At 66.4% G+C, this 11,220-nt stretch carries 10 protein-coding genes and 1 pseudogene; 2 read left to right on the top strand and 9 right to left on the bottom strand.

Annotated features, from left to right (window positions below; translation table 11 throughout):
- Positions 1–135: 135 nt before the first annotated feature.
- Together phaC and FHW79_RS31765 are read right to left on the bottom strand one after the other, a co-directional pair.
- Positions 136–2,004: a class I poly(R)-hydroxyalkanoic acid synthase gene (gene phaC / locus FHW79_RS31770; protein WP_211108586.1), complete on the bottom strand. Its 1,869-nt coding sequence runs from the start codon at positions 2,002–2,004 to the stop codon at positions 136–138.
- Between the two features lie 308 nt (positions 2,005–2,312).
- Positions 2,313–2,468, bottom strand: coding sequence for a hypothetical protein (locus tag FHW79_RS31765; protein ID WP_183182611.1), 156 nt, complete (start codon positions 2,466–2,468; stop codon positions 2,313–2,315).
- 84 nt (positions 2,469–2,552) lie between these two features.
- On the opposite strand from FHW79_RS31765, the gene FHW79_RS31760 reads away from it, so the two are divergent.
- Positions 2,553–3,146 (top strand): exopolysaccharide biosynthesis protein, encoded by a 594-nt coding sequence (locus FHW79_RS31760; protein WP_183182610.1) that lies wholly within the window; start codon positions 2,553–2,555, stop codon positions 3,144–3,146.
- A gap of 33 nt (positions 3,147–3,179) precedes the next feature.
- Here the strand turns inward: FHW79_RS31760 and FHW79_RS31755 are convergent, their stop codons facing one another.
- From FHW79_RS31755 to FHW79_RS31735, 6 genes are all read right to left on the bottom strand, one after another.
- Complete coding sequence (locus FHW79_RS31755) at positions 3,180–3,431, bottom strand: hypothetical protein (RefSeq protein ID WP_211108585.1); 252 nt, start codon at positions 3,429–3,431, stop codon at positions 3,180–3,182.
- A 202-nt stretch (positions 3,432–3,633) separates the two neighbouring features.
- Positions 3,634–4,353, bottom strand: coding sequence for a YsnF/AvaK domain-containing protein (locus tag FHW79_RS31750; protein ID WP_183182608.1), 720 nt, complete (start codon positions 4,351–4,353; stop codon positions 3,634–3,636).
- Positions 4,354–4,391: 38 nt separating this feature from the next.
- On the bottom strand, positions 4,392–4,790 hold the full coding sequence (locus FHW79_RS31745) for a DUF2382 domain-containing protein (protein ID WP_348984339.1): 399 nt from the start codon (positions 4,788–4,790) through the stop codon (positions 4,392–4,394).
- Between the two features lie 79 nt (positions 4,791–4,869).
- On the bottom strand, positions 4,870–5,379 hold the full coding sequence (locus FHW79_RS33150; RefSeq protein WP_247884718.1) for a hypothetical protein: 510 nt from the start codon (positions 5,377–5,379) through the stop codon (positions 4,870–4,872).
- 350 nt (positions 5,380–5,729) lie between these two features.
- Positions 5,730–7,130 (bottom strand): hybrid sensor histidine kinase/response regulator, encoded by a 1,401-nt coding sequence (locus tag FHW79_RS31740; protein ID WP_183182606.1) that lies wholly within the window; start codon positions 7,128–7,130, stop codon positions 5,730–5,732.
- A 61-nt stretch (positions 7,131–7,191) separates the two neighbouring features.
- Positions 7,192–7,764: a recombinase family protein gene (locus tag FHW79_RS31735; RefSeq protein ID WP_183182605.1), complete on the bottom strand. Its 573-nt coding sequence runs from the start codon at positions 7,762–7,764 to the stop codon at positions 7,192–7,194.
- A gap of 205 nt (positions 7,765–7,969) precedes the next feature.
- Between FHW79_RS31735 and FHW79_RS31730 the strand changes: the two are divergent.
- Positions 7,970–8,242: pseudogene (locus FHW79_RS31730) on the top strand (IS110 family transposase); the annotation flags it as partial.
- A 387-nt stretch (positions 8,243–8,629) separates the two neighbouring features.
- On the opposite strand, the gene FHW79_RS31725 reads toward FHW79_RS31730, so the two are convergent.
- Positions 8,630–11,149, bottom strand: coding sequence for an efflux RND transporter permease subunit (locus FHW79_RS31725; protein WP_348984338.1), 2,520 nt, complete (start codon positions 11,147–11,149; stop codon positions 8,630–8,632).
- Positions 11,150–11,220 lie beyond the last annotated feature (71 nt).

Raw genomic sequence — 11,220 nt, 5'->3', positions numbered from 1 at the left:
AGCCCGCTGCCGTCATCGCATGGTCAGCTTGGAGACGATGCCATCAGGCCATCGCCAACCAAGCCCACAAGCGTAAGGCGCAACTGTAATGCTAGTCCTGACCCCCCTCGGCACCCGCGAGGAAGCGGGGCGGGCTTACTTTTCCAGAACATAGGTTCCAGGCGCGTCGGCGAGCGCCGGGTGCGTCGCGCTGCCCAGCGTCGGCGGCTTTCCCTTTCGGCCCGACCGTTCGGCCAGCCATGCCGTCCAGTCCGTCCACCAACTGCCGCTGTGCGCGGTGGCCTTCCCGCGCCACGCCTGCGCGGTCGCGCCGGGCTCTCCGGCGCCGTTGGTCCAGTAGGTGCCCTTGCCGCCGGGCGGGTTGATGATGCCGGCGATGTGCCCGCTGGACGCCAGCACGTAGCGCACCTTGCTCTCCTTGAGCAGCTGCGTGACGCGCCACGCGGAGTCCCAGGGCACGATGTGGTCCTTCTCCGCGCCGACCGCGTAAACGTCCTGAGGGATGCGCCCGAGGTCGATGGCCTCGCCCTTGAGCCTGACCTTGCCCGGAGCGATCAGGTTGTTCTCGACATAGGTGTTGCGCAGGTACCAGCTGTGCGCCGCCCGCGCCATGCGGGTGCCGTCGCTGTTCCAATACAGAAGGTCGAAGGCCGGGGGCTTGTTGCCCATCAGGTAGTTGTTGACGACGTTCGACCAGATCAGGTCGTTGGAGCGCAGGAGGTTGAACATGTTGCTCATCTCCCGGCTGTCGAGGTAGCCGCGCTCCATCATCTGCTGTTCGATGAAGTCCACCGCCGGTTCGCCCATGAACACCGCGGTGTCGCCGACATGGGAGAAATCCTGGAGCGACACCATGAAGGTGGCGGCGTTGAACCGGGTGTCACCCTTCGCCGCCAGCCAGGCGAGCGTGATGGCGAGCAGCGTGCCACCGATGCAGTAGCCCATCACATTGATGGAGGTGGCCCCGGTGATGTCGCGCACCACGTCGGCGGCCTCCAGCGGGCCGAGGTCCATGTAGTCGTCGAAGCCGACGCCGTCCATGGAGGCGTCCGGGTTCCTCCACGAAATCATGAACACCGTGAAACCCTGCTCGACCAGATGGCGTACCATCGAGTTCTTCGGCTGGAGGTCCAGGATGTAGTACTTGTTGATCCACGGCGGCAGGATGAGCAGCGGCACAGCATGCACCGCCCCGCCCGCCGGCTGGTACTGGATCAGCTCGATCAGCCGGTTGCGGTGGACGACCTGACCTGGGGTGGTCGCCAGATTGCGCCCCGGTTCGAAGGCGGTGGCGTCCACCATGCTGAGGCGACCCTCCCTCAGGTCCGAGAGTAGGTTGCGCGCACCGTCGGCCAGGCTGACGCCACCGGTTTCCAACACCCGGCGCAAGGCGGCCGGGTTGGAGAACAGCAGAAGCGTCGGGCTCATGGCGTCAACGAACTGGCGGAGATGGAAGGTCAGCCGCCGCCGCTCGGCATCGTCGAGGCCATCGGCACGCTCGCCCTGCTCCAGCAGCCAGTCGGAGGCCAGCAGGTACATCTCCTTGAGCGTGCGGTAGGCCGGGTTGGTGTGCCATTCCGGCGCGGCGAAGCGCTTGTCGCCGTGGGGCGCCGATCCCGACCCGGCGGCGTCCGCCACCTTGCCGCCGGCCATGCCCCACCATCGGCGGCCCGCGTCGTTCCAGGCCTCCATCGCGGATGTCCAGACGGCCGCCTGGACATCGGCGGCCTTGCGGACGGCCTTGTCCGGACGGCTGAGCGACAGCATCCACACGGTCCGGAGCGCGCGGGCGACTTCCGCCCAGTCGACCGGCACGATGCTGCGGAAAGGATTGGCGCTCCATAGGCCGTCGACGGACCGGAGCACCGGGTCGTCGGCCAGGACGTCGTTGAGCCGCCGGGTTCCGGCGTCCCGCAGGGTGCCGGTGAGATCGTTGGGCGAAACCTGCCACCATGGCCTGACGGCTTCGCTCCAATCGCGGACGGCACCGACGTTGGCTTCCATCCAGGATGTCCAGAGCCCCAAGGCCATGTCAGGCCTCAAGGGCCGCCGATCCGGATCGCCATCCATCCCGGCCTGTCGATTTGCGGCTGCATCATCTCCAGCGGCTTGGTGCCGCTGGCGGCGGTGTTCCGTGCCTCTATCGGTGCCCATGGGAGAAGCCCCTCTTTCGTTCGTCCCATCTGGCCGTGGCTGGCCGACCGTGATGGGCGATCAGGATTCGATCGGCTCCGGAGACGGTCGATGAGGACGTACCCCGGCATCAACATCGCGGGTGGTCTTTCGTTCTGTCCAACGCCAGGTGAGACCCATCACGGACTGGAGAGCATCCACGCCACCACGGCGGCGATGCCGACCAGAACGCCGCCCAGCCCAGCCTCGCTGAGACGGCCGCGCCGGTATAGGGCGACGGAAACCGCGATGACCGAGGCGGCGGCGATGAACAGGCCTGCCTGTGATTGGTTCATGGCCTCTCCCCCGCCCCACACGTTTCATCCGTCCGAACCACCTGCCCCCTTTCCCGATGGGGCGACCGTCCAAGAGGCATTCCCATGATCGCGCGTGCGCCCACATCGGTGGTGCTGAACGGGATTCTCGGCGAAGCGCCCGCGGACCATGTGACGCTGGACTGGCTCGCCGGCAGGCTCGGTCATCGTTCCTTCGGCGTCGTCCTGCTCCTGCTGGCGCTCCTCGGCGTGCTTCCGGGCGTATCGGCCATGGCCGGCGTGCTGCTCACCATCGTCGCGTTCCAGATGGTCCTGGATCACCCCGGCCCCGCCTTCCCCCGCCGCATCGCCACCCGTCACGTCGAGACCCGCCGGCTGGCCACGATCATCCGCCGTGCCGTTCCGGTGTTGCGCTACCTGGAACGGTTCATCCGCCCGCGCTGGGCCACCCCGTTCACGGCAACCAAGCGGGCGGTCGGTGGTGTTGTCCTGCTGCTTGGTGCGAGCCTCCTCATCCCCGTCCCCTTGAGCAACCTTCCCCCGGCGCTGCTCATCGTCCTGATCGCCTTCGCCTATCTGGAGGAGGACGGCGCGCTGCTCTGCGTCGCGCTGGTCGGCGCCCTCCTTTTCTCCATGATCGTCGTGGGAGCGGCCTGGCAGGCGATGAGCGCCGCCGGTTGGCTGCCGAGCGCGCTGTAACCGGGCCGCAGGATCATAGCCCGTGGCACCAGCCTATGGGGTGGCCTGTGGGATGGCCGCGTCGGCCTCCTCGGCCCGCTCCAGGTCCAAGGGATCGATCGTGGCGGCCTGGGCGAGGGTCGTGCCGCCGGCGCGCGCCGGCAGCAGGATCACCGTCACGACACGCCGGTAAACCGGAAAGGACAGGCCATCGACCAGTTCCTCATCGGTTTCGACCATGTAGGTTCCCGCCGGCTGCACGCCGTCGATCCCCGATAATTCGAAGGGGTGCGAGAACGTCACCATTCTGCGGCTGGTGCGTGAAAGCAATGGACGTCTCCTGAAGCGTGATCGACATGGTGCGAAGGGGAAGGCGATGCGGGCGGGGGCCAACCGCCTTCCCCTCATTGGATCGGGCCGTCCCGAGGCGCCTGCCCCGTCGTGGAGCAGGCGTTCGCCGGCAATGACAGGCGACTTTTGGGAGACGGCCTGGGTGGGCGGCTTCAGGTCAGCGCTTGGTGCCGGAGCGGTTGCCGGTGGGTTCAACCTTCACATCGGTGCGCCGCGCCGTGGCTTCGACGGTCTTCTCGTGCTCGACCGCTTTTTTGGACAGCACGACCTCCTCGACCACGCGCGCTTCCTTGGTCACCTCCGGCGTTTCGGAGGTGGCCGTCATCTCGACGGTCTTCTCCTCGAAGGCGGCGTCCGTCTCCCTTTCACCGAGAACGCGGTCGGCCCTGCGGCGTTCGACATCCACCGTCTCTTCGCGCAGCCGGACGGTCTCCCGAACCGGCGTCTCGGTGACTTCCGTCGTCACCCGCATCCCGCCCGTGCCGACGCGGCGTTTGCCGATGTCCACATCCTCTTCGACCACGGGAACGGTTTCCTCCCCGACCGTCGCCCCGCGAGCCGCCTTCCCCGGCTGGGAGGCGGCTTCGGGAAGGCCGACGGCACCGTTCTCGTCGAGAATGGCCTCTGCGGCATCCGCGTCCTGATCGGCGATGTCGGCGGCCACCAGGGTATGCCCCTCCTTGACGGCCGCACCGTACCGCTGTGCCACGTCCTTGGTGAAACCGTGACCGAGCAGTTGCTGCGTTGCCTTGTCGGCGTTGCCGGCCCCGTCGAAGGTGTCGATGTCCTTTTCCCGGCACCCCGCCGCGACGAGGGCGTGAAAGGCCTTCTTGGCGGCGCGCGGCTCCTTGTAGAGTCCTACGACGATCGTGCTCATGATGGTCTCCGTTGAATCCAGATGATTGCGGGGGGCGGTCAGACCTCGGTGTCGGGTGGGGACCGCCCCCGTTCGACGATGATTTCCTGGCGGCGCAGCTTGACCGCGTTGTCAACCCTGCGGATTTCGGTGTGGCGGGTGATGCGCACCTCCTCCACCAGCTTCAGCCGCACACTCAACGTCGCGACCTCTTCGACGACCGAGATGATGGTCGTCTCACCCTCTTGGCGGTCGGGGATCGCGTGGTCGACGAACCGGTCGCATGGCACCCGCTCGATGCGGAGCGTCTGCGTCGACAACTCGGCTTCGAGTGGCTGCTCGTGCTCGTGGGTGACAGTGTGGACCTGAAGCGTTTCCGTGACCCGCTGACGCTTGCGGATGGTCACCTGCTCTTCGGCCACCGGAAACGTAGTCCGGTCGTTCGTGGGCGCTTTCACGGAAATCCTCCTGCCACGGCATGGGGTGGCGCCGCCGTCCCCCGAAGAGGCGGCGGATGACCGGCGGATGCCGGCCGGATCAGGCGGCGTGACGGCTCGGCCTGCGATCCGCCTCCTCCGCCGTATGGGCGGAGGCCCGGGCGATGCGGCCGTGGGTGTCGAAGAAGGCCTGCAGCCCGCCAAGCAGGTAGCGGTTTCCGGCGAGCATGACATCGCTCGGGCTGCGTGCACGGAGCATGTCGTTCAGCATGTCGCTCTGGCGCTGGGCCGCTTGATGCATGAAGCGGACGATCTCGGAACACGCCGCCTCATAGTTCGAGGCCATGACGGTGCCGAACGCCATGCCCGCCGTGGGGTTCCGATCGGCATGGCGGGCGACGCCCTGGCCCATGCGGCCGGCTTGCGCCGCCGTTCCATCGGACGGCCGGGCCGAATGGTCGCGGGAATGCGCGGTGACGGGACTGCCGCCCCTCGCCGTCCCTTCGTCGCTGGCGCTCCGGATGGCGTGAGCCTTGGAGTTCTCCGCCTTTGCCGCCGCCTCGTCGCTGGCGCTGCGGATCGTGCGAACCGGGGGCATGCCGTCGGCCATAATCGTCTCCATTGATTGATTGGGTGGCCAGGGAGCGCTGTGCTCGACCTGTGTCGTCTTGCAATTAGATTATGCTGCGCCGCAAAAATACAAGTTCACTATAAATAAAAAAGCCCATCACGCCCAAAAGAGAGCGGTGCGCGTATAGAAAAATGCAGCCTCTTAATTTTTATACGCCCTGATCTATTCAGTGCGATGCTGTCCTTAATAGTATTTTCAAAGAGGCCGTCGGCAATCGTGGCCGCGCTGCCGCTATCGAGCGGCTCGACACCGCGGTCACCGGCTTCAGGCTCCATGCACGCGCGGCCCAGCAGGGCACGCGCCTTTCCCGACCATCCGATGGCAGGACGTCAGGTACCGATGCCGTCGTCCATCAACGCGCCCCTCACGGCCGCCGCGAGGTCATGTGGAGTGATCGGCTTGTGTAGCAGCGAGAAGCCGCTGCGGCTGGCCTCCCGGATTCGCTCCGGCGAGGTGTCTCCGGTCAGGATGATGCCGGGCACGGCGATCCCGAAAGCGGTTCTCAAATTTCTGATGACATCCGCCCCGGTCTCCTCGCCAACGAGACGGTAGTCGGCGATGACCAGATGGGGCGGCCGCTGCGGGGGGATCAGCATCAATGCCGCCTCCCGATCCGCCGCAGCGAACACATCGAAGCGATGCCGTTCGAGATACTGGCGGATGCTGTCGAGCACCACGGGGTCGTCGTCGATCACCAGCACACGCCGTCCGGTTCCGTCGAGATCCGGTTCGGTGGCGGCGTCCTCCAAGGCTTCGGCGTCGTCGGTGACCGGAACGACGATCTCGAAGACCGATCCCCGCCCCGGTCTCGACCGGACACCGATCGGATGGTGGAGCAGCAGGGCGAGACGGTCCACGATCGACAGGCCAAGCCCAAGCCCCTGGCGGCGGTCGCGCGCGAAATTGCCGACCTGATGGAACTCCTCGAAGATCGCCTTGAGTTGCCCTTCGGGAATTCCCAGTCCGGTGTCCCAGACCTGGATGCGCACCGCACCGCGGACATGACGGCATCCGATGAGGATACGGCCGCTGTCGGTGTACTTCACGGCGTTGGCGAGCAGGTTCTGAAGGATGCGGCCCAGCAGCTTCGGGTCGCTGCGGACGGTGACGCCGGTGTCGACCGAGCGCAGGCTCAGGCCCGCGGCGTGGGCGAGGGGGCCGAAATCCTCGACAAGGCGGTCGATGAGCCTGCGCAGCCGGAACGGTTTCATCCGAACGTCGACCACGCCGGCATCGAGACGCGACACGTGCAGGATCTCCTCCAGCATCGAATGGAGCGCGGCCAGCGTGTTGCCCAGACTGGAAAGCAGCTTTGCCGACGCCGGTGGAAGATCCTGGGTGGACAGCAGATGGTGGAACAACACCGCGGCCTGCACGGGTTGGCGCAGATCATGGCTGGCGGCGGCGAGGAAGCGGGTCTTGCCGGTGCTCGCCTGCTCCGCCAACGCCTTGGCGGCGTCCAACGCCTTCCGGGCGCGGTTGCGTTCGGTGACATCCTCGATGCCCAGCAGGATCAGCGGACGGTCCGAACGGCTCAGCGGCCGGGCGTTGATCTGCAGGGCCCGCCGCCCTTCGGCATCCTGCCCGGCGTCGATCTCCAACTCCTCGATGGTGGAGCCGGCGGTGATCATCGCCTCCAAACGTCCGTCCAGGGCGACGTCCCGGAGCATCCCGTCGGCAAGCTCCGCCAGCGGACGCCGGAGCGTCGCCTCCGCCGTGGTGGAGAACATGAGGGCAGCGCGATAGGTGTCAGCTAAACAACGCTAAGGCGGAACGGACAAAGAACTCCGTTCATAGATCACCATCCTCGCTTCCGTTTACGCCAAGAACTGCATAGAGCGCGGTCTTTCCGACCTTGATCCGCGCAGCAGCTTCACGAACCGTGAGGCCTTGGGCGAGGAGCGCCTTTGCCCGGCGCAGCTTGTCTTCGGTCACCACCGGCGTGCGCCCACCCTTCCGGCCACGAGCAACAGCAGCGACCAAACCGGCACGGGTCCGTTCGCGAATGAGGTCGCGCTCGAACTGCCCGAGCGCGCCGAAGATGTGGAACACCAACCGGCCGCCGGGGGTGGTCGTGTCGATCGCTTCGGTCAGCGACCGAAAGCCCACACCGCGCGCCTCCAGCTGGTTCACCGTTTCGATCAAGTGCGGAAGAGATCGGCCAAGACGGTCCAGCTTCCAGACAACCAGACTGTCGCCGGCCCGTGCGAAGGCGATGGCCGCCGCCAGACCAGGCCGATCGGCCTTGGCTCCGGATGCTTGATCCTGGAAGACCCGCTCGCAGTCCGCCTTGGCCAAGGCGTCGAGTTGCAGGGCCGGATCCTGATCAGCGGTCGAGACTCTGGCATAGCCGATGTTCGCCACCGCCCGCTCCGTTTGTCCGGAAACCCGTCCGACAAACTACGTTTCCGGAAAGCCGTCGTCAACGTGGGTTTCCGGACACTTTGGCGGCTGGCCGTCAAACGGCCGATTGGCGGACTCAATGTGAGGTGATGTGGTGGACGGCCCTTTCACCAAATACCGGTGAACAGCGTTGACCGTAGAAGAAACCACCTCATAGGAGCCGACCATGGGCGTGACGACAATCGGTCTGGATCTGGCGAAGATTGTTTTCCAGGTTCATGGCATCGACGGCGACGGGAAGGTTCTGGTCCGGCGGCAGTTACGACGGAGCGAGGTGCTGAAGTTCTTTCAAGGCCTGCCGGCGTGCCTGGTGGGGATGGAGGCGTGTGGCACGGCGCACCACTGGGCGCGGGAAATTGCGGCGCTGGGCCATACGGTGAAGCTGATGCCGCCTGCCTACGTCAAACCCTATGTGAAGCGGGGAAAGACCGACGCCGCCGTCACCCTGGCCAACAAGACCGCGCGCATCGCCTGGGCGGTGCTGACGCGCGGCGGGACCTACGCGGCGCCCACCGCTGCGTAGTTGAGGTTCGGCTCGGCAGCGGACCACGGCCCTGCCGAGGCGGATGGCGTAAGGTGGTGAGACGTGATGACGAACCGGTCAGACCGGGGATCGACCAAACCCACGGGGACCAAGCGCCCAAGAGCGCGCTGAGGTGATTTGGGCGTTGATCCGCGGACTTCATCAAGGCCAGCGATCAGAGGTCGCGACAACAGGCCGGACACATGGATGCACCCGACCAACCGTCAACACGAATTCTCCTCTTGCGCCGAGAGGGCCGTCCACACATGGTTCCCTGTTCTGGAGAACCACCTCGAAAACGCTTCAGATCACGCCGAGACGGGCATGGGGGCTGGACGCCTCCTCGGCTGCCGCTGGCTTGATGCGGAACCATGCCGCGTAGAGAGCGGGGAGGAACAGCAGAATCAGCACCGTGCCGACCGCCGTGCCACCGATCAGCGTGTAGGCCATCGACCCCCAGAAGACGGAGTGCGTGAGCGGGATGAAGGCCAGCACCGCGGCAAGGGCGGTCAGGATCACCGGCCGCGTCCGCTGCACCGTGGCTTCGATGACGGCGTGATAGTCATCGAGCCCGGCCGCTTGGTTCTCCTTGATCTGCTCGGTCAGGATCAATGTGTTGCGCATCAGGATGCCGGCCAGACCGATCAGGCCGAGGATGGCGTTGAAGCCGAAGGGCTGGTTGAAGGCGAGCAGCATGGGCACGACGCCGACGACACCGAGCGGTGCCGTCAGGAGCACCATGGCCATCGTCGAGAAGGACCGCACCTGAAGCATGATGAAGACCAGCATGGCCGCGATCATGACGGGGAAGACCTTGCCGAGCGCCGTGTTGGCCTTGGCGGATTCCTCGATCGATCCGCCCATTTCGATGCGGTAGCCGGCCGGCAGCGAGGCGATCAGCGGCTCCAGGGCCGTCATGATCTGCTTGGAGACTTCCGGAGGCTGGGTCGCCTCGTTGATGTCCGAGCGGATCGTGATGACCGATGTCCGGTCCCGGCGCTTCATCATCGGTTCCTCCAGCCGGATCTCCGCATGGCCGATCTGGTCGAGCGGGATCTGCTGGCCGGTCCGGCTCGTCAGCGAGAAGTCGGCCAGACGCGCCGGGTCCAGGCGCTCGCCGCCGGCGCTGCGCGCCACGATGGGGACGTTGCGGATGTCCTCGCGCACCTGGGTGACGGCGATCCCGGTGAGAAGGAACTGGAGTTGCTGGCCGACCTCGGCCGGTGAGAGGCCGATGAGGTTCAGGCGGTCCTGGTCAGGGGTGAAGCGGAGCACCGGCGTGCGGTTGCCCCAATCCCGGCTTGCCTGCCGGACATCCGGCACGCTGCGCATGATGGCGAGGGCTTTTTCGGAAATGCCGTAGAGCTGTGCCGGATCAGGACCCATCACCCGGAATTCGACCGGGAAGGGCGTGTAGGGTCCGAACACGAGCTGGGTGACGCGCACATAGGCCTCGGGCACCACGCCCTGCGCCACCGCCTGCCGCAGCCGGTGCTTCAAGGCCTCGCGCGCCTCGGCGTCCGGCGTCAGCACGACGATCTTGGCGAAGGCGGGATCGGGCAATTCCGGTGACATGGCGAAGAAGAAGCGGGGAGCGCCCTGGCCGACATAGCTGGTGACGATTTTCGCCTCCGGCTGATCGGCCAGCCAGCGTTCGATCTTCTCGACCGAGGCCGTCGTCGTCTCGATGCTGGTGCCTTCCGGCAGACGGACCTCGACCAGCACCTCGGGACGGTCGGAGGTCGGGAAGAACTGCTGCTTCACGCCGCCCATGCCGACGATGGCGACGGCGAAGGCGAGGCCGACGATGCCGCAGGTCAGGACCTTGTGCCGCACGGCGAAGGTGATGAGCCGCCGCAGGCGTCGGTAGTTCGGGGTGCCGTAGATCGCCGCGTGACCGCCCGCCACCGGTTCGATCGCCGGCAGCATCTTGACGCCCAGATAGGGGGTGAAGACCACTGCGACGACCCAGGAGACGATCAGGGAGAAGCCGACGACCCAGAAGATGTTGCCGGCATACTCACCGGCGCTCGAATGCGCGAACCCCACCGGCAGGAAGCCGGCGATGGTCACCAGCGTTCCGGACAGCATCGGCGCCGCCGTGTGGCTCCAAGCATAGGCCGCCGCCCTGATGCGGTCGACGCCCTCCTCCATCCTCACCACCATCACCTCGATGGCGATGATGGCGTCGTCCACCAGCAGGCCGAGCGACAGGATCAGAGCGCCCAGCGTGATGCGGTCGAAGAAGCGGCCGGTTTCCAGCATGATGAGGAAGACGACGGCGAGCGTCAGCGGCACGGTGGCCGCCACGACGATGCCGACGCGCCAGCCGAGGCTGAGCAGGCTGACCAGCAGCACCACGCCCAGCGCCATCGCGAACTTCATCATGAACTCGTCGACCGCCGAGGTGATGTTGATGGCCTGATCGCTCACCTTGTCGAGCGTCATCCCCAGCGGCAGCGACCGCGCGATGCCCGCGGCGCGTTCCTCCAGCGCCTTGCCGAGCGCGAGCCCGTCCCAGCCCTCCTGCATGACCGTCGCCAGCATGACGGTGGGTTCGCCCTGGTGACGGATGATGTAGGTCGGCGGATCCTCGTAGCCGCGGCGAACCTCCGCGATGTCCGACAGCTTCAGCGTCCGCCCGGCGGCGACGATCGGCGTGTCGGCGATCGCCTGCACCCCGTCATAGGCGCCGTCGATCCGGATGAAGACCTGCGGTCCCTGGGTGTCGATGGAACCCGACGGCGTGACGGTGTTCTGCCGCTGCAAGGCGGCGATGATGTCCTGGGCCGACACGCCGGGTTCCGTCAGGTGTCGCGCCACGCCTGATCTGACGATGCAGGGGCCCCGGAGGCGGACAGCGTGAATTACGCGACAGCAAGCATGTCGCGCAG

The organism is Azospirillum sp. OGB3 (assembly GCF_014192915.1).
Classification (GTDB): Bacteria; Pseudomonadota; Alphaproteobacteria; order Azospirillales; family Azospirillaceae; genus Azospirillum.
The sequence above is the reverse complement of the archived record's forward strand: the minus strand, read 5'-3'. Positions and strand labels throughout refer to the sequence as shown.

What these genes read in the sequence shown, in the direction of transcription:
- FHW79_RS31740 (WP_183182606.1), bottom strand. Translation starts at nt 7,130, where the DNA reads ATGTTCTCCACCACGGCGGAGGCGACGCTCCGGCGTCCGCTGGCGGAG.
- FHW79_RS31755 (WP_211108585.1), bottom strand. Translation starts at nt 3,431, where the DNA reads ATGGTGACGTTCTCGCACCCCTTCGAATTATCGGGGATCGACGGCGTG.
- FHW79_RS31760 (WP_183182610.1), top strand. Translation starts at nt 2,553, where the DNA reads ATGATCGCGCGTGCGCCCACATCGGTGGTGCTGAACGGGATTCTCGGC.
- FHW79_RS31765 (WP_183182611.1), bottom strand. Translation starts at nt 2,468, where the DNA reads ATGAACCAATCACAGGCAGGCCTGTTCATCGCCGCCGCCTCGGTCATC.
- FHW79_RS33150 (WP_247884718.1), bottom strand. Translation starts at nt 5,379, where the DNA reads ATGGCCGACGGCATGCCCCCGGTTCGCACGATCCGCAGCGCCAGCGAC.
- phaC (WP_211108586.1), bottom strand. Translation starts at nt 2,004, where the DNA reads ATGGAAGCCAACGTCGGTGCCGTCCGCGATTGGAGCGAAGCCGTCAGG.
- FHW79_RS31750 (WP_183182608.1), bottom strand. Translation starts at nt 4,353, where the DNA reads ATGAGCACGATCGTCGTAGGACTCTACAAGGAGCCGCGCGCCGCCAAG.